The following is a 22,173-nucleotide window of genomic DNA, read 5'->3' on the forward strand; positions in this document are numbered from 1 at the left end:
AGGTGAAGGTTGCGGGCAGGCGAAGGAGGAGTCGGTGAGCGAGGAGCGGTGGCCTCGTGCCGTCGAGGAGTTCGACAAGCACCTCGGGGAGCTCGACTGGAGTCGCCAGAGCGCCTCCCGCAGGGCGATCCTGGAGGCGTTCCTCCGGCTGGCCACCGAGAACGGCTTCAACTCGGTCACCATGCGGATGATCGCCAAGGAGATGTCGATCAAGGCCCCGAGCCTGTACAACCACTTCCCGGAAGGCCGCGACGAGATCGTGGCCGAGTCCCTCCGCTGGCACTTCTACAAGTTCGGCATCGCCCTGCTCGACGAGGTGCGGGGTGTCCCGGACCCCGGGGAGGGCTGGCGCCGGATGGTGCGGGTGCATCTGACACGGCAGATCGAGCTTCCCGAGAGCAACCTGTGGGACCTGCTGGTGGCCACCGACCAGGTCGTCCACTTCCTCCCGCCGGCGCTCCGCGAGGAGGTCGACGCCTGGGTGGACCTGTACGAGGCGCTCTACCGCGCGGCGGCCGAGGACATGGGCTTCGGGCCGTCCGTCCAGCAGGTCAAGCTGGTGATGACCGTCCTCGAAGGCGCGAACCGCTGGGCCATGTGGGACGGGAAGAAGCGGTCGCTCGCACCCCTGGCCGAGAAGGCGAACAGCGCGACGCTCGCCCTGCTGGAACTCGCGAAGGGCTGAAGGACTGAGGGACTGAAGGGACGAACGATGGCACCGCGGAGATATCCGGCCGGCCCCCTCGTCAGCAGGGAGGGACGGCCGAAAGGCCACGCCTTCGTGCCGCCGGGCGAGGGCCGACGGCCGGGAGTCGCCCTCATGGAGTGGGAACTGCGGGGCGAGTCATGGACGGACGAGCACCCGCACGACGAGTTCAACTACGTCGTGGAGGGCCGTCTGTTCGTCGCGTGCGACGGTGAGACCGTCGAGGCCGTCACGGGCGACGTCGTCCAGGTGCCGGCCGGAAGCGTCGGTCGCTACTGGGCGCCGGAGTACGCCCGTATGGTCGCCGTCTACGCCCCGAACCCCCAGGGGCTGGAGAGCCGCGTACACGCCTACGAGCGTCTGGAGCCGTCCACGGAGGAATCCGGCGGGTCCGCCTCATAGGGTTCCGCGCATCGGTCCAGCGATCTGAAAGCGCTCTCTGCCGCGGGTGAAATGGCATGTACATTTATCCGAGCCGGGCGGGGTGACGAGGCCCGGCCGCGAGCCGCCCCACTCCGGACGGAGAAGTGTTCTGATGGACGAGGCCGTGCGTCGGCGGCGTCACGCGCTGTTCCTGCTCTTCCTGCTGGCCGGGATCACGATGTCCTCCTGGGTGACACGCACACCCGCGATCCGGGACCGGCTGGAACTCTCCACCGCGCAGATGGGGCTGGTGCTGTTCGGGCTGTCGCTCGGCTCGATGGCGGGCATCTCGTGTTCGGGACGGCTGGTGTCCAGGTTCGGGACGCGGCCCGTCATCGTCTGGGGGACCTGGCTCCTCGTCGCGGGGATGGCCACGATCTCCTGGGGGAGCGGTTCCGCCTCGGTGCCGATGGTGACCGCGGGCCTGTGCGCCTTCGGCGCCGGGATGGGCGTCGGTGACGTGGCCGTCAACGTCGACGGCACGGATGTCGAGCGGATCGGGGGCAGGACCACCCTGCCCGCGCTGCACGGCTGCTTCAGCCTGGGCACCGTGCTGGGAGCCGGGGCGGGCATGGCGGCGACGGCGGCGGGCGTACCGGTGTCCTGGCACCTCGCGGCGATCGTCCTGCTCGCCGCCGCCCTCCTCCTTCACGCGATGCGTGCCGTCCCCGAGGGCACCGGCCGCGCCGCGCCCTCGGGGCATGATGATGCGGGCGTCGGGAGGCGTCGCCCGGCGGTGTGGAAGGACGGACGGCTGCTGCTCATCGGCGCGATCGTGCTGGCGATGGCGTTGGCCGAGGGGGCGGCCAACGACTGGCTGCCGCTGTTGATGGTCGACGGCCACGGCATGGACGCCACCGCGGGGTCCCTGGTGTACGCGGGTTTCGCCGCCGCGATGACACTGGGCCGTTTCGGCGGCACCTACTTCCTCGACCGCTTCGGCCGCACCGTCGTCGTACGCGCCAGCGCCCTCTCCGGAGCCCTCGGCCTGCTCGTCGTCATCGTGTCCGACAACGCTGCCATGGCCGGGGCGGCCGTACTGCTGTGGGGACTGGGCGCCTCGCTCGGCTTCCCCCTCGCGCTCTCGGCCGCCGGGGAGTCCGGCCCCGACCAGACGGCCCGGGTCAGTCTCGTCGCCGTCATCGGCTACATCGCCTTCCTCGTCGGACCACCCGGACTCGGTTTTCTCGGCGACCAGGTCGGCCTGCGCCCCGCCATGCTCGTCGTCCTGGCCTGTGTGGTGTGCGCCGCCTTCCTGGCCCCGGCGGTCGAGACCGGGGCCCGTACCGGGGGTCCGGCCGCGGGCCGCGCCACCGATACCGACGTTCCCGCCACCGCCGACGACGCGGGCTCGCTGTAGCGCGCGTCCCGCACGGTGCTTGCGGGTCGGCATGCGTGAGCGGCGGCGTACGTCGCCCCCGTCACCAGGCGCGCGACAGCAACCCTGCCGCCAGGATGACCTGCCGGGGCTGATGCGGCCGGGCTGATCGTCTGGGAGGTCGATGTCGACTCCACCATCTGCCGGGCACACCAGCATGCCGCCGGTCTCTCAAGGCCGGTAACCCCGTTGTGGGGCTACGAAGTCGGTAACGGGCGGGGACCACGAACGGCGGGCTGCCACCGGGAGCCAGACGAACGAACCGCCCCGCGTCGGCGGGGACCACATCCATGGAGACCCCGGGGGCGGGCCACTGACCGGGGCTTCCGGCGCCCATTGAGTCTCTTGCCTGCCGGAACGTGTATGTCGGTGTCTTTCGCAGGGGGACCGGTTTGTGTCGCTCCAACTCCCCAGAGCCTCCCCGAGCGACGAGAAACTCCCCAGCAACTCCTCAGAGGAACCGCTGGGAAGGCCCCGGCCGATTGTCGGCCGCCTGTGCTTCTGGGGTGCGGAGGAAAGGTTCCATGGTGGGCTCCATGGCGATTGCAGCCTCCGGGTGGGCATGGCTGGCTCCGCAAACAGCTAGGGAGCAAGCGGCCGTTTCGTCGTCCACAGACCAACCACAGCGCGGTGGACCCGGGCTCAGGCACCCACCCGGCCGGTGTCGTACGCCCACATCGCGATCTCGACCCTGTTGCGGGCGCCGATCTTGGCCAGCAGGCTGGCGACGTGGGTCTTGGCGGTCGTCAGGCCGATGAACAGCTCGGCGGCGATCTCGGCGTTCGTGCGGCCACGGGCGACCAGCGTCAGCACCTCCTCCTCGCGTTCGGTGAGCGGCTCGATCGGTTGGGTCCGTCGGCTCGACGGTTCCCTGGCGGCGAGGGTGGCCAGCAGCCGTCGGGTGATGTTCGGTGCGATCAGGGCATCGCCGACGGCGGCCGCATGGACGGCCTGGACGAGCAGCGCCGGCCCGGCGTCCTTGAGCAGAAAACCCCGGGCGCCGGCCCGAAGCGCGCCATGGACGTATTCGTCGAGGTCGAATGTCGTGATCACCACTACCGCGATCGGGTCCGGGACGCCGCGCCCTGCGAGGAGCCTGGTCACCTCGATGCCGTCGAGGCCGGGCATCTGGATGTCGACCAGGCACACGTCGGGGCGGAGCCGATGCGCCAGCTCGACGGCGGCGTGGCCGTCGGCGGCCTGGCCGACGACCTCGATGTCGGGCTGCGCTTCAAGGATCATCGACAGGCCGGTGCGCACCAGATCCTGGTCGTCGGCCACCAGCACGCGCACCGTCATCGCCGTACCTTCGTCGGCATCTCGGCGTCGACCGTCCACCCGCCCTCGGGCCCCGGCCCGGCACGCAGCGTGCCGCCGAGCAGCTGCGCGCGCTCGGTCATCCCCAGCAGCCCGAAGCCGTGGTTCACCGACCGTGCCCGGTCGATCTGTCCGTCGTCGCTCACGCGCAGTCGCAGCCTTCCCGCGCCCTCCACGACCCGGATCTCCACACGCGAGGCGTTGCGGGCGTGCCGCAGGGCGTTGGTCAGCGCCTCCTGCGCCAGCCGGTAGACCGCCGCGTCGATCTGGGGCGGAAGTTCGCCCATGTCGTCCGGCAACTCTACGTCGACGACCGGGACCGGGGCGCGTCGGGCGAGGGACGTCAGGTCGGCGACGCCGGGCTGGGGGGCGCACTCCGCCGGCGCTCCGTCGCGCAGCACCCGGACCATCGCCCGCATCTCCGCGAGCGTCCGAGACGCTTCCCCTTCGATGACCTCCAGCGCCTCGAGCGCCGCTCCAGGTCGCTGCCCGGCCATCGCCCGGCCCGCCTGCGCCTGCACAGCGATCGCCGAGACGTGGTGGGCGACGATGTCGTGCAACTCGCGCGCGAGGCCGACCCGCTCCTGGGTGCGGCTCTGGTCCAACGCCCGGCGCCAGCTCTCGGCGCGGTAGCGGAACGCCGCTCCGTTTGCCGCCGCGGCCAGGACGGCGAACACGCCGATGACGTCGGTCGGCCCGGTGTAGTCGGCGACCGTACCGATTCCCGCGGCGACCGCCACCACCGCCAGCCCGGTCACGATCTCACGCCCTGAGCCCCAGCGGACCAGCGCGTAGACGAGCACCAGGACGTAGATCATCGTGTCGAGGCCCACGCTCGGGGCCCCGCCCAGCAGGCTCGCCAGTCCCAACGCCATCGCGGTGCCGAAGGCCACCACGACACAGGCCAACGGGTGGGTACGCCGCCACAACAGCAGCGGCGCAAGTCCGACCGCCACGATCGTCGCGAACGGCCGCCAGGCGACGTCGTCCCGGAGGACTCCTTCGAGCAGCGCCGTCACCATCACCACCCCGACCAGCACCCAGTCGCGGGACACCCGTTCGGGAGCGTCCGCGGCGCGGGGCTCGGCCCACAGCGGGCTCAGGGCATTGGTGGTCACGCACCCAGCCTAGGGGCCACCGAGGCGTCCCGGACCGACCGAAAGAACGAGACGCCACTCCTCTCAACGGCCGAGGCGGGTCCGGCCTCGACGCCGATGTGCCCGCCGCCCGGACCCAGTGATCGTGGGCCTACCAGTCCTCACCACGACAACGGAGCCCACGATGAGAACGCGTCAACCCACCACGACCGCACTGGAGAACCAGCGGATCCCGGTGAGAGCCAAGCTCGCCGCGGCGTGGACAAGCTTCATGTTCCTGTACGTCTACGTGGACATCCTCGCCTTCTTCAAGCCCGGTGTCATCGATGACATCCAGGCCGGCGTCGTCTGGGAGTTCAGCATCAGCCAGACGTTGTTGACCACCTTCCTCGTGCTCATGGCGATCCCGATCCTCATGATCGTGCTGTCGGCGGCGCTGCCCGCCCGGGCGAACCGCATCACGAACCTCGTCGTGGCCTCGGTACAGGTCCCCTTCGCGGCCTTCAACGCGGTGGGCGAGTCCTGGACGTACTTCTACGGCCTCGGCGTCGCACTGGAAGTGATCGTTCTCGCCCTCATCCTGCGGTACGCCTGGACCTGGCCCCGCACCACACCGTCGGCGACCCCGGCGACCGGTCCGGACCGTGAAGCCGTTCGCGCCAAGCAGCAAGCGTGAAAGGGCGAGAAGCAACGTCACGGTATGAACGGGCAAGTCCTCGCCGACCCCTTCGTCCGCCCGCTGGGGGCCTCGCCCGCGCTCCCCATGCGCCACCCACGATCTGACCGTGGCACGTGAGCACCGCATTCTGGATGCGCTCGGCACCGGCGAAGTCGATACTGCCGGTCGGGGCGCGTCGATGAGGAACACCGTGATCAGCGGAGGGACTCCGGACTCTTGAGTGGCCGGTTGCCGTGCGGGAGGGGGGCGTTGCCGGTCCGGGCGAGGGCGGTGTAAGCGGCCCAGGCGTCCAGGAAGGGTGGGACGACCGTGCGGCGGGGGCCGACGGCGGTGAGCAGGAGGGCGGACCGGACGTCGGCGGGTGGGGCGGTGGGGAAGGCCGACAGCAGCAGTGCGACGGCGCCGGCCACGAACGGGGCGGCCGCGCTCGTGCCGGTGACCGCCAGCGGGCGGCCGTCGACGCCGAGGCCGACGACTCCCTCGCCCGGAGCACCGAGGCCGCGTGCGCCGATCGAACCTCCCAGATTGGAGAGGTTCATCGGCCGACCTCGCTGGTCGTACGCGACCACGGGGACGGTCCACGGGTGGCGGGTGAGGACGGAGGTGCCGACCGTGCCCTGGTTCCCGGCGGCCACGATCGTGATCACGCCCCGGTTGGCCGCGTGGTCGAGCGCCCACTCCAGCTCGCGGTGGTCCGTGCTGGAGGGACGGTCGGGCGCGACGCTCAGGTTCAGCACCCGGGCGCCGGCGTCGACGCACTCGACGATGGCGGCGGCGAGGTCCTCCGGCCGCGCGGCCGGGGTGGCCGGGACGGCGGGCGTGGCAGGCATGGCGGGCGCGGAGGGGCGGCCGGTGACGTGGCCCGCCGCGAAGATGGGGCGCAGCAGGAAGGTGCAGCCCGGGCAGATGCCGGGCGGCCGCGAGGTCCGGTCGGCGCCGAGGAGTCCGACGACGTAGGTGCCGTGGCGGCAGGACGCGTCGTTGCCTGTCGGGCGGCAGGCAACGTCACCTTGCCCGCCCCGGTCGCCGGTCCCGCCGGGCAGCACGCGCAGGTGTCGGCCGGCGAGTCCCGGGTGGCCGAGGGCGACGAGGCCGTCGACCACCGCCACGACGATCTCCGGCCGGCCGGCGCCGCGCGCCATCAGGCGCGCGAGCCCGGTCTGTTCCAGCGGTTCCGCCATCGCACCGTCCTCGGTGTGTCGTCATCCTCGGGCCGTTCGGGGCATCCTCACCAGACGTTCACGGCGACGCGACGCGCGGACGTTCCGTCGGAGCCGGGGTTGGTGCACCCGTGACGGCACTCCTTCAGGCACTGCTGGCACCGGAATCCGTAGGGGTTGCCACGGCACGCCGAGCGGCAGACGGCGGGGCACTCCACCACGCTGCAGAATCCCGCCGCATCGTCCTGCGGGATGACGGCGGACAGGCGGCCGGCACGGCCACCGCCGGACGTCCGATAGTGTCCGCCGGTCCGCTGGAGCGCCGATTCGGCGGTGAAGCCCGGAACACTCATCTCTCACACCTCCTTGCTCCCGCGCCGGTCGGGCGGCGCGCATCAACGGTCGTAGTAGGGAGCCAGCTTGTTCACCAGGAACGGGAAGACTTCGGTCACGTCCACCCGGACGAAGAACTTCTCGGTCACGTCCGTCTGGCGGCCCGTGTAGGAGAGCACGACGTCGAGGATCCTGCGGGCACCGCTCAGCCGGGACTCGCGGAAGACGACCCCGCTGAGGCTCGCGTCGGCGGCGAACGCCTCCACGGTCTTCTCATAGATGCGGGGGTACCGGACCGCGAGGTAGTTGATGGCGCGATGCTCGTCGGTGTCGCCCGCGTTGTCCCCCAACTGCAGGACACGGCGCAACAGTTCGTTGGACGAGCGGGTGAACCACTTGTCGCTCGTCCCCTCCGGCTTGCCGATCCCCGCGATCAACTCGTCGCTTGTGAAGGAGTAGACCTGCTCGAAGGCCACGACCGGGAGGGTCAGACCGTTGCAGAGCGACGGCGGGGCGAGCGGCCCCCGGTGTCCGATGACCACATCCAGGTCGGTGCCCTTGGGTTCGGGGCGGACGGCTTCCACGAGCCTGTCGAAGTCCACGGGATCCCGGGGCCGGAGGAGGTACGTCTCCATGCCCTGGACGCTCAGCACGTAGCACAACTGCCGTGCGAGGTAACGGTTCTCCGGCCGCGCGATGGCCGCGCAGACCGCCTGGCGGTCCGTCAGGTTCGCGTTCGCGGACCGGGCCACCGCCTGGGCGACCTCCTTCTCGACCGCCAGGCTCGGGGCCCGGAAATCGATCTGGCCGAGCACGTACACGTAGTTGTTGGCGGTGTCCGAGGCGACCTGCTCCGCCCGCGCGGCCCCGCATTCGGCACAGGTCGGGACGATGGCGGCGTCGGCGGCGGCCGGCGCGAGGAGCGGGTCCGGATGCACGGGGTGTCCCTCGGTGATCGGCGAGTCCGTCGCGGGACCGGTCCCGCGACCGGTCGGGAGGTCTGCCGGGAGATCCGTCGGGGGACCGGTCGGGAGGTCCGCCGCGGGTTCCGTCGGGTGGTCCATGGGTGACTCCTTGTGCCTTGCGGAGCTCGTGCCGTACGGACCGTCGTCCTCACGATCGGTGACCGCGGCCCGTCGAGAACACCAGCCATCGGTTGAGCGCGGCCGCGCGTTGTTCGCAGCCGCCGCAGGGCTTCCTCACCCCCATCGTGCTCGTCACGCGCTTGACGGCGTCACCGAGGCCGATGGACTCGTCCGTGACGAAGCCGGGAAGGCGCACCCGGTGCGGGCGGTGTTCACCGGCCCGGGCGGTGCCGTTCTGCTTTTCACCCTCGGTCATCCTTCTCACCCCTCGGGTGGCGGGCGGTCGCGGTCCGCGGCGGCCCGGCCGGGAGAACCGGCGGAAACGACCGGATAGCAACCGGAGATCCGGGAACGGACAGTGACGAACGGTGGTGGGGGATGGGCAGTTGGGCACGAGGACTCGCACACACTTGCGCTGATTCCAGACTGCGCCGGCCTGCTCCGTCGTGCACCTCGGAGCGCGCACCCTGCGCGTAACCTGGACGGTGAGGGCTGCTCGCTCGGGGGCGTCGGCCGACCTACGGTCGGCGCGGCCTGCTCGTCCGGATCACCCTGACGGGAGCGACACCATGACCATCCCCGGTTTCCACGCCGAGGCGGCCGTCCGCCGGAGCTCCGGCCGGTACACGACGGGCCGGCCCACCCGGAGCAGGCGCCGCGCCGCCGCCGAGCGGATCGTGCCCAGCTTCACCGAGGAGGAGCGTCAACAGCTGATCTTCTGCAACCAGGGCGTGGACAACTGCCTGCGCGACTGCGAACCCCTGGCGGACGACTTCTACGAGTGGCAGCGGTGCAGCCAGACATGCTGGGGGTACTACGACCAGTGCGTCGCCGATCCACCGCTCGAATGGTAGGCGCCCGTCGCACCCGCGTCATGGCGGGCCGGCACTCCGGCCGCGGCCCTGGTGATGGTGTTCAAGCTGGTGGAGTCCGCGCACATGCGCCGGACCCGCCGCTGCAGGCCGCACCGTCGGACACCGGCCCGGGTCGGCGCGACACCCTCACCCGGCTCGCTGCGGGTCGCGGCATCGTCCGTGCAAACCGTCCGTGCCGGCGGGGGTACAGGGACGGAGGCACTCGGCAGTGAGCCGATGGGCGCGTGAGGCAGGCCGAACGTGCGCCGCCTTGCCCGGCCCGGTGGCGTGTGCCTCGACGGTTGTGCGAAGCCGATGCCCGGCCGCCGCCCGAACGCGTGACAGGCTCCCACGGCTGAAGACGATCGACGCCCCGGCAACGGCGCCAGGGCGCCACGTGACGGGTCAGCCGCAGGAGCTGTGGTGATCCACCGCGACGGGCGCCAGGGGCGCCACGAGACTCGGCGGCGCCCGTGATGGGAAGGGCGGCGCGGTTCGGTCAGATGGATCCTACGGCCAGGGTTTTGAACTCACTGGGCAGATCCGCGCGCCTGGTCACGTTGAGCTTGCGGTAGACGCGGGTCAGATGCTGTTCCACCGTGCTGATGGTGACGCACAGTTGGTCGGCGATCTCACGGTTGGAGTTGCCCAGGGAGGCCAGGGACGCGACCCGTCGCTCCGCGGCGCTGAGGGGATCGCGTGGAACGGTGCCCGGGGCGGGCGGTGTCTCCTCCCTGCAGCGCGGCGGCAGGGAGAGCTGCAGAGGTCCGGCGCCGCACACATCGGCCAGGTGCAGCGCCTGGTATAACGCTCGCCGTGCCTGTTCCGCCTCACCGATCGCGCGCTGCGCGGAACTCAACGCGGCCAGGGCCCGGGCCAGTTCGAGCCTGTCCCCGGTGAGCCGCAGGACACCGACCGCCTCCAGCAGCAGGCTCGCCCGGCGCCGCGGTTCGGCGATCTCGGCGAGCAGGCACATGGCGACACCGCGGCTGCGGGATTTGGCGCTGCCGGGGCGGGCCAGCTCCGCGTCCGCGAGTCGGCGGACCTGGTCCCGCTGCCCGAGGCGCAGATGTGCGGCCGCCGCGCCGCTGCGCCAGGGCAGGAAGGCGGGCAGATCCATGTCCCAGGCGCGGGCCTGGTCGCCGCAGCGCAGAAAGTCGTCCAGGGCCGCGTGCACCCGGCCCGCGGCAAGGTGGTGATGGCCCCGGGCGTAGAGATACTGCAGGCCGTACCGTGACTCGAAAATCGCCTCCGGCACCGAGTGCCGCAGGTACTCCTCGGCGACGTCGTCCGCCCCCATGGCGGTCGCGGCCAGGACGAGCGTGCTCAGCGGCGCACCGACGGCGACTCCCCAACTGCGGGGGGAGAGGTGGGTCATGGCGGAGCGGGCGAGGTCGCAGGCATCGTTCAGATCGCCCTGTCGCAGGGCCAGTTCGGCGCGGATCGCGGTGAACTGCGCCTGCCAGGTGGGCGCCTGCCGGACGGTGGCCTCCTGCAGGAGCTTGGCCGACCAGACGGAGGCCTGGCCGAGCCGGTCCGCGTAGACGAGCGCGAGCAGCGCCGACTCCAGCGCGTACAGACTGGTGTCGCCCAGGGGGCAGGAGCGCAGCACCTGTTCGGCGCTCCAGGCGCTGGACTCGTCGCCGCCGTTGCGCAGTGTCGAGCCGAGGACGGTCTCGGCGAGCAGGACGGGTCTGGTGGCCGCCGGTTCTCTGCCGTCGCGGATGCCCGGGCCGTCATCGGCGGCGGGCAGGAGAGGCACCATCACGGGGTAGCGGTTCCGCAGCCACTCCCTGATCTCCGTGAACAGGCCGTGCGGGCCCGGGACCTTCGGGCCCAGCGCGCGGATCACCTCGGCGGCCTCGTCGAAGCGCCCGTGCCACAGCAGGGCACGGGAGAGCGGAACGGCCAGATGGGCGGGCAGGCCGCCCGCCAGCAGCGCTTCGGACAGCGGCCCCAGACGGGGAGCCACCGTGGAGGGGTTGAGCTGCCACTCCAGCCGCGCGAGCATCGTCGTCGTGAGCGCCCGTTCCCGCGCGTCGTCGGAGCCGGACAGCGCCAGTTCCAGGCACTCCAGGGCGAAGCCGACGTCGTCGCTTCGGCGCGCCTGCTCGGAGGCGTCCAACAGCACGGGGACGGCCCAGCAGGGTGGCACATGTCGCGCGGCGACCAGATGCCGGGCGACCGTGGGTGCCGGAAGTCCTTCGTGGTGGAGTAACTCCGCGACGTCGACTCGCTGTTGCCGCAGCACGCCGCAGGGGATGTCGTCCAGGACGGCCGACCGTGCCGCCGGATGACGGAAACGGTTGTCGGTGACGAGCCCGGCGGCCTCCATGTGCCGCAGCGCGTTCGCCACCGAGGACGGACCGCGCCGGAGCAGGCGGCCTATGCGGTCGGGGGAGGAGCAGGAGTCCAGCAGCGCCATCGTGCGGGCCACGCCGAGGATGTCCGGCTCCCGGCCGTGCAGACAGGCAAGCACCGCTTGCGCGAACTCCTCTCCCGCGGGCGGGATTTCGGACCCCGCGTCGCTGTCGCCGTCCACCAGCCGGTCGCGGTGGTCCCTCAGCAGGGCGTGGACGAGCAGCGGATTGCCTCCGCTGAGGGAGTGGTAGACGGGGCCGAGGCCCTGTGACTCCTCCGTGCCCAGGGCCTTCGTCGTGAGCTCGGTCGTGCCCTCCGGGGACAGGGGAGCCAACCGGACACGCCGGTAGAAGGGATGGCGGAGCAGTTCGGTGCTCAACAGCGGGAGACGGTGGCGGGCACTGTCCGGGCGGCTGAACACGACCATCACAGGGGCGGATCTCGTGTGCGGGAGCAGTTGCAGCAGACAGTTCAGGGAAGCGGAGTCGGTGTGCTGAACGTCGTCGACGCAGAGCAGCAGGCCGCCCGCCCCGCCTGCGTGCAGCAGCGCACGGCACAGGCCGCGGGCGACATGGGCCTGCAGGGCGGCCGAATCAGGACGGGCGGGAGGATCGGAGGCGTAACCGTTCTCCAGGACGGTCATCTGCGTACGGAGCGGGGCGGGCAGCGAAAGGTCCCGGACGAGCTGATGGACGACACCGAACGGGACGTCGCGCTCGTCCTCCCGGCCGACGGCTCGCAGGACCTCGGAACCGGTCGCGGACGCCTCCTCGGCTAAGGCATAGAGTAACTCGGACTTGCCGATGCCCACGGAGCCGCTGACGAGGACGACGTGTCCATTGCCGCGGCGGCTGCTCGCGAGGAATTCGTGTAACGTGAATATTTCGTCTTTGCGGTCGATCAGTATCATGCGTGTATTCTTTGCAGCACGTCGGAATCCATTCGTAAACTGACGAGTAGATTTCCAGAGGCTGGAGATGTCCTTGCAGAGGGCGGCCATCTCGAGCCGGTGTCGTAACGCAGCACCTGGTCGCGTTCGAGGATGCCGGGAAGGAACGGGCCTTCATGCAGCACGGTCAGTCGAACCTGTCCTACGGTGCCGTATTCCACGGCTGTTGACCAGTCCTCTTTGCGTAAGAGATTCATTATCACCTGCGGGGTAATTCGGCACATAGGGCATGAGTTCGGCGTACTGCTCGACGGGCAGGCCCGCCGCGTTGATGTCGACGGCGTACACCTGCCCGGCATACCGGTCCGACACCTCCCACACCGTTGTCGACCAGATGCGGTCCCGTACGGGTCGCCTGGAGGCAGGTCCGTCCCTGGGCGAACCCCTCGGTGACGAAGGACCGGCGGCGCCGTGCTCCGCGGTGCAGCAGCATGGCGGGCGTGGAGAAGACCCGGCAGGGGGTGCCGGTCGTGCCGCCGGTGTCCCGGACACGGCCGGTCGGCGGGCGCGGCACGTCGAGCGGCACCAGGTCCGCCGGGTCCTGGGAGGGCGGGATGTCCACCGGGAACGGACCGAACGCCGTGAGCCGCTCATGGCGGGTGATGCCCCGTGCGTCGAAGTCGGGTCGGGCGGCGCGCCGCAGCCGGTACGGGCTGCCGGCCTCCGGGTGGAAGTGCCGCGCCACCACCTTCCGTGTCCCCGCGTCGAGGTCGGTTTCGAGCCGGTCCTCGATCAGCGTGTCGCACTCCGTGCCCCCCACGCTGGAGGACACGTCGGCCGCCGCGCCCACCGGGCCCGCAGTTGCGAGAGGTCCCCGCCGAACTCGTACACGCTGGTCAGCACCTGCTGGATGTGCTCCTGCTTGTCGACGTGCACCACCAGGAACGGGAACCCGAGGATGCCGTCCGGGATCGAGCTGCCCAGGATGAGGCCGAGGCGCACGCCCTGGTCCTTCGTCTCGTCGCAGACGTCCACGAGGCTGATCGGGTCCGTGGGGCTCCGGTCGGACAGATCCCGGACGTCCTCCGCCGTGGTCAGGGGCTTGCGCTTCGGGCAGGAGACCAGTGGCGGTTCGGGCGCCTCGAACGGCATCGCGTCGATGTACGGCGCCATGAACTCGCGGAAGTGACCGCGCAGCGGCGAGTGCACGGCGATCGGCCGGTCCGGCAAGGGGGCGACGGTGCCCGGCGGAAGTCCGGCAGCCGACGCGTCCAGCGCCTTCCGCCCGCCCGACAGCAGCAGGATCCGCATGGCCCCGTCGGACGTCGGCCGTCGGACGTCGGCCCGAAGTCCCCGGACAGATGCACCCCGGTCCGGCCCTCGCCCCGGTACGCCGCCACCAGGTCGCCCTCGGCCGGCGCGAACGCCGGCGCGAGGCCCTGTTCCGGTCTCCTCGGCGGACAGTTCGGGGGTATGACGGGTGTGCGCCAGCATCGCGAACAGTTCCCGCCGCTCGATCGAGCCCGCCAGGCGGCTCGCCGTCATGGTGTCGTCGAGACTCGGTCGGCCCGGCACCGCAGGGCTGAGCCCCCTGCTCCGCCGGCACGTCGCGGGCACCGAGGGCGAGTGCCGTCTCGCGGATCGCCAGGGCGCTCCGCCGCTCCTCCTGGGGCTCCGGCACCCGCATCACGGGATGGGCCTCGTACATCTCCAGACCATGCACTTCCGTGCCGACTCCGCCGCCGAACAGAAAGCCCAATGCCATAGCCGACTCCCATGTATCTCGAAAAGAAAAGGCGTGAACAGGACAATGGTGCTCTCGGTGTGCCAACCGCGCGACAAGGCCTTCGAGACCACTGATGCGCAGCTACCGTACCCATCGCCCGGCCCTGCGAGAAGGGTCATCCGACTCTGTTTCGAGCCACCGCCGGGTGTCGCGGGCCGCGCTACCGAAACGATATGCGGGACTGTCAGAGTTCTTCCGTGGCCCGAGTAATTCCTCTTGCCCGGATGGCCGGGAAGCCGGAAACGGAAGAAATGCCGAACAAGGACGACGGGGATCCCCGCAGGCCGATTGCGGTCGTCGGATACTCCTGCCGACTGCCCGGCGCGCCCGACCCGGAGACGTTCTGGCGGCTCCTCGCGACGGGGCGGCACGCCATCACCGAGGCGCCGTCCGACCGCTGGGACGCCGACGCGATCATGTCGGCCGGGGCGGCACCGGACGCCGCACGCGTGCGGTGGGGCGGCTTCCTGGATCGGGCCGACCTCTTCGACGCCTCCTTCTTCGGGATCTCCCCGCGCGAGGCCACCGCCATGGACCCCCAACAGCGCCTGGTGCTGGAACTCGGCTGGGAGGCCCTGGAACACGCCGGCATCGTCCCCGGCACCCTGGCCGACACACCGACCGCCGTCTTCGTCGGCGCCGCCACCGACGACTACGCGACCCTGCGCGCCCGCCTGGGCGCCGCCGGCATCACCCGCCACACCGCCGTCGGCACCCAGCGCACCATGATCGCCAACCGGCTGTCCCACGCCCTCGACCTGCGGGGGCCGAGCCAGACCGTCGACAGCGGACAGTCCTCCTCCCTGGTCGCCGTCCAACTGGCCTGCGAGAGCCTGCGCGCGGGCGACTGCACGGCCGCCCTGGTCGGCGGCGTCAACCTCAACCTCGCCCTGGACGGCGCGCTCGTCGCCGCCGGCTCCGGCGCCCTCTCGCCGGACGGGCGATGCCACACCTTCGACGAACGCGCCAACGGCTATGTACGCGGCGAAGGCGGAGCCCTGGTCGTCCTCAAGACCCTCGACCGGGCCATGGCCGACGACGACCGCATCCGCTGCCTGATCCTCGGCGGCGCCGTGAACAACGCCGGCAACGCCTCCTCCGGGCTGACCGTCCCCGACGAGAGCGCCCAGCGTGAGGTGATCCGGCTCGCCCACCGGCGCGCCGGGACCCGCCCCGACCAGGTGCAGTACGTCGAACTGCACGGCACCGGGACGAAGGCAGGCGACCCCGTCGAGGCCGCGGCCCTCGGCGCGGCCCTCGGCACCGAGAGGACACCCGGCAGGCCCCTGGCCGTCGGCTCCGCCAAGACCAACGTGGGCCATCTGGAGGCCGCCGCCGGTGTCGTGGGTCTGCTCAAGGTCATCCTGTCCATCGAGTACCAGGCCCTTCCACCCAGCCTCAACTTCACCGCCCCGCCCCCCTCGGTGCCCCTGGAGCGCCTCAATCTGACGGTCCAGCGAGAACTGGCGCCCTGGCCCCACGACGACCTGCCGAGGACCGCGGGGGTGAGCTCGTTCGGCATGGGCGGCACCAACTGCCATCTGGTGCTGTCCGACTGGTGCGGCCGGGGCACCCCCGCGGCCCCCGACCTGTCGTACGCCCCGCTGCCCGCCCCCGTCGCCCTCTCCGGCCGCGACGAGCCCGCCCTGCGCGCCCAGGCGGCACGCCTGCTCGGCCATCTCGCCGACCGCCCCGAACTCGGGACCGGCGAGATCGCGTACTCCTGCGCCACGACCCGTACCCACTTCGCGCGACGCGCGGTCGCCCTCGCCACCGATCGCGACGACCTCCTCGCGTCGCTCGCGGCCCTGGCCGAAGGCCGCCCCGTGCCGCGTCTGGTGGAGGGCACCGCGCGCGAGGGCGGCCTCGCGTTCCTGTTCACCGGGCAGGGCAGCCAACGGCCCGGCATGGGCGCGGCGTTGCACGCCACCTTCCCCGTCTTCGCGGACGCCTTCGACGCGGCGTGCGAGGAGATGGACCGCTATCTCGACCGGCCGCTGCGGGATTTGGTCCTCGACAGCGGCGGCACCCCTGACGCGGCCCTGCTCGACCGGACCGGCTACACCCAGCCGGCGCTCTTCGCCTTCGAGACCGCGCTCTACCGGCTGCTCGAACACTGGGGTCTGACTCCGGACGCCCTACTGGGCCACTCCGTCGGCGAACTGGTCGCGGCACACGCGGCCGGCGTACTGGACCTGCCGGACGCCTGCGCGCTCGTCGCGGCCCGAGGCCGGCTGATGGACGAACTGCCGGGTGGCGGCGCCATGGTGTCGGTCCAGGCGTCCGAGGAGGAACTCCGCCCCGACCTGGCCGGTTTCGCCGGCCAGGTCACCGTGGCCGCGTTCAACGGACCCGCCTCGACCGTGCTCTCCGGCGACGAGGGCGCCGTGCTCCGCCTCGCCGGACGCTGGCGCGACCGCGGCCGTAAAACCAGACGACTGCGGGTGAGTCACGCCTTCCACTCACCCCACATGGACGGCATGCTCGACGAGTTCCGCCAGGTCGCCGAGAGTCTCACCTACCGCACACCGCACCTCCCCGTGGTCTCCAACCTGACCGGCCGGACCGCCACCGAGCACGAACTCCGCTCTCCCGACCACTGGGTCCGCCACGCCCGCGACGCGGTCCGCTTCCTCGACGGGGTCAGGACCCTGCACGCCCGCGGCATCGTCCTCCACCTGGAGATCGGGCCGGACGCGGTGCTCTCCACCATGGCCCGCGACTGCGCGCCCGACGGCGCCGACCAGCTCTTCGTCCCCGCCGTTCGGGGGGACCGCGACGAAGGGTCCACTCTCTACTCGGCCCTCGCGGAGCTGCACGTGGGCGGCGCCACCGGGGCCCTGAACCAGCTCTTCGCCTGCTCCCGAGCACGTCGCGTCGCCCTGCCCACCTACGCCTTCCAACGGCAGCGCTACTGGCTCGGTTCCCCCGTCGCCTCGCTCCCGCAGGACCCGGCCGCGCCGGAACTCCCGTCACCGGAACCCGGCATGGCCTCCCCGACCGTCCCCGGCGACCGACGGCCCGCACCGGAGGAGCTGGTCCGCGCACACGTGGCCCACGTCCTCGGCCACGACTCGCCCGACGCCGTGCAGATCGGCACCTCCTTCAAGGAGCTCGGTTTCAGTTCCCTCATGGGCGTCGAACTGAGCGACCTTCTCGGCAGATCGACCGGCACACGCCAGCCCAGCACGCTGATCTACGACCACCCGACGCCCGAGGCACTGATCCGGCACCTGGGGAACGCGCCGGCCGACGGCACGCCGGCCCCGGAGGACCTCGCCCAGGCGGGTGTGGGGGAGCCGGTGGCGGTGGTGGGGATGGCGTGTCGGTTGCCGGGTGGGGTGGGTTCGCCGGGTGAGTTGTGGGAGTTGGTGGAGGCCGGGCGGGATGGTGTGTCGGGGTTTCCGGTGGACCGGGGTTGGGATGTGGAGGGGTTGTTCGATCCGGATCCGGATCGGGTGGGGACGTCGTACACGCGGCATGGCGGGTTCTTGCATGATGCGGCGGAGTTCGATGCGGAGTTCTTCGGGATCTCGCCGCGTGAGGCGTTGGCGATGGATCCGCAGCAGCGGTTGTTGCTGGAGGCGTCGTGGGAGGCGGTGGAGTCGGCGGGTGTCGATCCGCACGCGCTGCGCGGCAGCCGCACCGGCGTCTTCGCCGGCACCTTCACCTTCAGGGATTCCGATACCGGCTCCACCCCACCCGACTCCTCCTCAGAGGGCCGACGCCTGACCGGAGGCGCGGCGAGTGTGCTCTCCGGCCGGGTGGCTTTTTCGTTGGGGCTTGAGGGTCCTGCGGTGACGGTGGATACGGCGTGTTCGTCGTCGTTGGTGGCGGTGCATCTTGGGGTGTCGGCGTTGCGGGCGGGGGAGTGTTCGCTGGCGTTGGCGGGTGGGGTGACGGTGATGTCGTCGCCGGGGACGTTTGTGGAGTTTTCGCGGCAGCGGGGTTTGTCGGTGGATGGGCGGTGCCGGTCCTTCGCGGCGTCGGCTGGGGGTACGGGTTGGGCCGAGGGTGTGGGGCTGCTGGTTCTGGAGCGGCTGTCGGATGCGCGGCGCAATGGTCACCGTGTGTTGGCAGTGGTGCGGGGCAGTGCGGTCAATCAGGACGGTGCGAGTAATGGGTTGACGGCGCCGAGTGGTCGGGCGCAGGAGTGGGTGATCCGGGCGGCGTTGGCGTCGGCGGGTGTGGCGGCTGCTGACGTGGATGTGGTGGAGGCGCATGGCACGGGGACGCGGTTGGGTGATCCGATCGAGGCGCAGGCGTTGCTGGCGACCTATGGGCGGGATCGGCCGGCCGAACGGCCTTTGTGGCTGGGGTCGTTGAAGTCGAACATCGGGCATGCGCAGGCGGCTGCGGGTGTGGCCGGTGTGATCAAGATGGTGATGGCGCTTCAACAGCGCGCGTTGCCGCGGACGTTGCATGTGGATGAGCCGACGCCGTTGGTGGACTGGGCTTCGGGCGGGGTCGAGTTGCTGACCGCGCAGCGGGAGTGGGAAGCGGTGGCCGGGCGTCCGCGCCGGGCGGGGGTGTCGTCCTTCGGGATCAGCGGGACCAATGCCCACCTCGTCCTGGAGGAAGCACCCCCCGCCCCCGAACCGCAAGCGACCCCCGAGCCGTCGCCCGGAACGGTCCTGTGGCCGTTGTCCGGCCGGACCGAGCAGGCACTGCGCGCGCAGGCGCGGCGGCTGCGTGAGCATCTGAGCGTGACGCCCCGGGCCGGACTCGCCGACGTGGGTTTGTCGCTGGGCACCACGCGCGCCGCGCTGGAGCACAGGGCCGTACTGGTCGGCGACGACCCGGACCGGATGCTCGTGGATCTGGCGGCGCTCGCGGACGGCGACCCGCCGTCCCGTGTGCCGTACGGCGTGCCGAGCGGCGGGAAGACGGCGTTCCTCTTCACCGGGCAGGGCAGCCAGCGCGTCGGCATGGGACGTGAACTCCACGCCAGGTTCCCGGTGTTCGCCGAGGCACTGGACGAGGTCTTCGAGGCGTTCGGCGACCGCCTCGGGCGCCCGCTGCGCGAGGTCGTCCTCGCCGGGGCGGACTCCCCGGACGCCGCCCTGCTGGACCGGACCGTGTTCACCCAGGCCGGGCTGTTCGCCGTCGAGGTGGCCCTTTTCCGGCTCCTCGAACACCTCGGAATACGGCCGGACCGGGTGGCCGGCCACTCGGTCGGCGAACTGGCGGCGGCCCACGCCGTAGGGATGATGTCACTGCCGGACGCGGTGACGCTGGTCGCCGAGCGCGGCCGTCTCATGGAGGCGCTGCCCGAGGGCGGCGCGATGGTCTCGGTCCGGGCGCCGGAGGAGGAGGTCGCCGCACTGCTGCGCGGCCGGGAGGCGCGGGTGGCGATCGCCGCCGTCAACGGGCCGCTCTCCTGCGTACTGTCCGGTGACGAGGACGCGGTCGTCGAGATCGCCGGTGAGCTGTCGGCGCGCGGTCGCAGAACCAGGCGGCTGCGGGTCAGCCATGCCTTTCACTCGCCCCGCATGGATCCCATGCTGGAGGAGTTCCGTCGGGTGGCTCAGGGGCTCGACCTGTCGGAGCCCGCCGTACCGCTGCTGTCGGACATGACGGGACAGCCCGTCACCGGGCCGGTCGACGGCAGCTCGGCCGACGGCAACCCGGCCGACGCTGGCTACTGGGCGCGGCACGTCCGGGAGACGGTGCGGTTCGCCGATGTCGTACGCGCTCTGCGGGCGGAGGGAGTGACGACGTTCGTCGAGATCGGCCCGGACGCCGTCCTGACCGCCATGGGCCGCGACTGTCTCCCCGACGACGACGACGAGGACGAGGCCGCAGCCGTAGGCGCCCAGGTGGAGTTCGTTCCCCTGCTGCGACGCGGCCACCCCGAGGAGCGGACCCTCGCGGAGGCACTCGCCCGGCTCCACGTCCGAGGCGTCGGCCCCGACTGGGCGGCGGTGTTCGCCGGCACGGGCGCCTCCCGCGTCGATCTGCCCACGTACGCCTTCCAGCGCAGGCGCTACTGGCCGAGCGCCGGACCGGTCACTGCCGGGGACGCTTCCGCGCTCGGGCTCGGTACCGGCGGGCATCCCCTCCTCGGTGCCGCGGTGCGACCCGCGGACTCCGACACGCTGGTCCTCACCGGGCGGCTGTCCCTGGACACCCATCCCTGGCTCGCCGACCACACCGTCCTCGGCACCGTCCTCTTCCCCGGCGCGGGGCTGGTGGAACTGGCCCTGCACGCCGCCCGCCGCACCGGCTGCGACCTGCTGGAGGAGCTGACCCTGCAGGCACCGCTCGGGCTGCCGGACGAAGGCGCCGTCGAGCTCCAGGTCCAGGTGGCGGGTGCCGACGCCGACGGCCGGCGGTCCGTCACCGTGCACACCCGGCCCGCGGCGGCCTCGGCCCGGGACCAGGAGAACGGCGGGACGGACGGCGGCGACTGGACGCTGCACGCCGTCGGGGTGCTCGCCCCGGCCGCCGGGGCGGTGGCCGATGCCGACCACTTCGCGAACTGGCCGCCCGACGCCGAGGAGGTGGACCTGACCGGCTGGTACGACGCACTCGCCGCACAGGGCTTCGGCTACGGCCCCGCCTTCCGCGGGCTGCGTGCCGCGTGGCGACGCGGCACGGAGGTCTTCGCCGAACTGGCCCTCCCCGAGGAACAGTCCACCGCCGCGACCGGGTACGGACTGCACCCCGCGCTGCTCGATGCCGCACTGCACGCCATCGAACTGGGCGCGCTGCCCGGCGGCGACGAGACCCGGCTGCCCTTCGCGTGGAGCGGGGTACGCCTGGACACGGCCGGGGCCACCGCGGCACGCGTCCGGCTGGCACCCGCCGGGCCCGACGCGGTCACCCTCGCCTTCGCCGACGCGGCGGGGCGCACGGTGGCGTCGGTGGGCGCGCTGTCGCGGCGCCCGGTCTCCGCCGAGGGACTCCGCGCGGCACCGAGCGGGGGACACGACCCGCTGTACCGGGTGGAGTGGACCGCGCTGCCCGGCATCGCCGGTCCGGGCTCCGGCGCGCCCCCCGAGCGGTGGGCGGTCGTCGGCGACGCGGCCGACGCGGCCCTCACGGCCGGAACGCCGACGGCTGCCGGTGCCGCCGTCCGAGCCCATCCGGACCTTCCGGCGCTCGCCGAGGACATCGACCGTACGGCCGACGCCCCGGCCGTCGTCCTGGCACCGCTGACCGGCTCATCCCCGGACGGTACGGAGGACGGTACGGACGTGGCGCGGGCCGTCGGGCGGGCGCTGGTCCTGGCCCAGGGCTGGCTGGCCGACGAGCGATTCGCCGCCTCCCGTCTGGTCGTCGTCACCCGGGGCGCGGTCGCCGCGCGGCCCGACGAGGACGTGTCCGACCTCGCGCACAGCGCCGTCTGGGGGCTCCTCCGCACGGCACAGACCGAGCACCCCGCCCGGATCACCCTGCTCGACCTCGACGACGAACCCGCCTCGCGGCGGGTCATGGCGGCCGCCCTCGCCGCCGCGGAGGCCTCGGGCGAAGCCCAGCTCGCCGTCCGTGCCGGGCGCGTACTCGTCCCCCGAATGACACGTGCCACGACGCCCGTGCCCCCAGGGCCCGGTGAGGGGCCCTGGCCGGCGGACGGCACCGTACTGATCACCGGCGCGACCGGCGCCCTGGGCGCCGCCGTGGCCCGCCACCTGGTCACCGCGCACGGCGTACGCGATCTGCTGCTCGTCGGCCGACGCGGCGACGCCGCCCCCGGTGCCGCCGAACTCCGCCAGGAACTGGGCGAATCGGGGGCCAGGGCCACGCTCGCCGCCTGCGACGTCTCCGACCGTGCGGCGCTCGCGGCACTGCTCGCCACGGTGCCCGCCGACCGTCCGGTGACGGCCGTCGTCCACGCCGCCGGTGTCCTGGACGACCGTGTCTTCGACGCCCTCACTCCCGAGAGCCTCGAAGCGGTCCTCCGACCGAAGGCGGACGCCGCCCGGCACCTCCACGACCTCACCCGCGATCTCGACCTGACCGCCTTCGTCCTCTTCTCCTCCGTGCAGGGACTGCTCGGCGGCGCGGGACAGGCCAACTACGCGGCGGCCAACACCTACCTGGACGCCCTGGCACAGCATCGGCGGGCCGGCGGTCTCATGGCCACCTCACTGGCCTGGGGC

Annotated in this window: 13 protein-coding genes and 1 pseudogene; 6 read left to right on the plus strand and 8 right to left on the minus strand. The window is 72.0% G+C overall.

The window, feature by feature from the left end; all coding sequences use genetic code 11:
- The first annotated feature begins 34 nt into the window (after positions 1-34).
- The 3 genes from J8M51_RS33205 to J8M51_RS33215 all read left to right on the plus strand — a co-directional run bounded on the left by J8M51_RS33205 (position 35) and on the right by J8M51_RS33215 (position 2,489).
- Positions 35-685 (plus strand): TetR/AcrR family transcriptional regulator, encoded by a 651-nt coding sequence (locus J8M51_RS33205; protein WP_086761789.1) that lies wholly within the window; start codon positions 35-37, stop codon positions 683-685.
- A 27-nt stretch (positions 686-712) separates the two neighbouring features.
- The gene (locus J8M51_RS33210) at positions 713-1,108 is read left to right on the plus strand and encodes a cupin domain-containing protein (protein WP_086761787.1); all 396 of its coding nucleotides are present in this window, start codon (positions 713-715) and stop codon (positions 1,106-1,108) included.
- Positions 1,109-1,241: 133 nt separating this feature from the next.
- Positions 1,242-2,489: an MFS transporter gene (locus tag J8M51_RS33215; RefSeq protein ID WP_086761785.1), complete on the plus strand. Its 1,248-nt coding sequence runs from the start codon at positions 1,242-1,244 to the stop codon at positions 2,487-2,489.
- Positions 2,490-3,149: 660 nt separating this feature from the next.
- Here J8M51_RS33215 and J8M51_RS33225 read toward each other — a convergent pair.
- Both J8M51_RS33225 and J8M51_RS33230 read right to left on the minus strand, forming a co-directional pair.
- Positions 3,150-3,806, minus strand: coding sequence for a response regulator (locus J8M51_RS33225; RefSeq protein WP_086761783.1), 657 nt, complete (start codon positions 3,804-3,806; stop codon positions 3,150-3,152).
- Positions 3,803-4,942, minus strand: coding sequence for a sensor histidine kinase (locus tag J8M51_RS33230; RefSeq protein ID WP_086761781.1), 1,140 nt, complete (start codon positions 4,940-4,942; stop codon positions 3,803-3,805). Before J8M51_RS33230 ends, J8M51_RS33225 begins: the two co-directional genes overlap by 4 nt.
- Positions 4,943-5,105: 163 nt before the next feature.
- On the opposite strand from J8M51_RS33230, the gene J8M51_RS33235 reads away from it, so the two are divergent.
- The gene (locus tag J8M51_RS33235) at positions 5,106-5,597 is read left to right on the plus strand and encodes a DUF6326 family protein (protein WP_086761779.1); all 492 of its coding nucleotides are present in this window, start codon (positions 5,106-5,108) and stop codon (positions 5,595-5,597) included.
- Positions 5,598-5,794: 197 nt separating this feature from the next.
- Here J8M51_RS33235 and J8M51_RS33245 read toward each other — a convergent pair whose 3' ends face one another.
- From J8M51_RS33245 to J8M51_RS33255, 3 genes are all read right to left on the minus strand, one after another.
- Complete coding sequence (locus J8M51_RS33245) at positions 5,795-6,781, minus strand: S8 family serine peptidase (RefSeq protein ID WP_267299664.1); 987 nt, start codon at positions 6,779-6,781, stop codon at positions 5,795-5,797.
- Between the two features lie 374 nt (positions 6,782-7,155).
- A complete protein-coding gene (locus tag J8M51_RS33250) occupies positions 7,156-8,157 on the minus strand; it encodes a cyanobactin maturation protease PatG family protein (protein ID WP_179203257.1) in 1,002 nt (333 codons plus the stop codon).
- 49 nt (positions 8,158-8,206) lie between these two features.
- The gene (locus J8M51_RS33255; RefSeq protein WP_086758992.1) at positions 8,207-8,434 is read right to left on the minus strand and encodes a hypothetical protein; all 228 of its coding nucleotides are present in this window, start codon (positions 8,432-8,434) and stop codon (positions 8,207-8,209) included.
- A gap of 313 nt (positions 8,435-8,747) precedes the next feature.
- Here J8M51_RS33255 and J8M51_RS33260 point away from each other — a divergent pair, with 313 nt between their 5' ends.
- Positions 8,748-9,032 (plus strand): hypothetical protein, encoded by a 285-nt coding sequence (locus J8M51_RS33260; RefSeq protein WP_086758994.1) that lies wholly within the window; start codon positions 8,748-8,750, stop codon positions 9,030-9,032.
- Between the two features lie 499 nt (positions 9,033-9,531).
- On the opposite strand, the gene J8M51_RS33265 is transcribed toward J8M51_RS33260, so the two are convergent.
- The 3 genes from J8M51_RS33265 to J8M51_RS33275 form a co-directional block, all read right to left on the minus strand.
- Complete coding sequence (locus J8M51_RS33265; RefSeq protein WP_086758997.1) at positions 9,532-12,303, minus strand: helix-turn-helix transcriptional regulator; 2,772 nt, start codon at positions 12,301-12,303, stop codon at positions 9,532-9,534.
- A gap of 238 nt (positions 12,304-12,541) precedes the next feature.
- A complete protein-coding gene (locus tag J8M51_RS33270; RefSeq protein ID WP_179203258.1) occupies positions 12,542-13,114 on the minus strand; it encodes a hypothetical protein in 573 nt (190 codons plus the stop codon).
- Positions 13,075-13,593 (minus strand): hypothetical protein, encoded by a 519-nt coding sequence (locus tag J8M51_RS33275; RefSeq protein ID WP_256965532.1) that lies wholly within the window; start codon positions 13,591-13,593, stop codon positions 13,075-13,077. Before J8M51_RS33275 ends, J8M51_RS33270 begins: the two co-directional genes overlap by 40 nt.
- Positions 13,594-14,319: 726 nt before the next feature.
- Here J8M51_RS33275 and J8M51_RS33280 point away from each other — a divergent pair.
- Positions 14,320-22,173: pseudogene (locus J8M51_RS33280) on the plus strand (type I polyketide synthase); the annotation flags it as partial.

Source organism: Streptomyces griseiscabiei, from assembly GCF_020010925.1.
Classification (GTDB): domain Bacteria; phylum Actinomycetota; class Actinomycetes; order Streptomycetales; family Streptomycetaceae; genus Streptomyces; species Streptomyces griseiscabiei.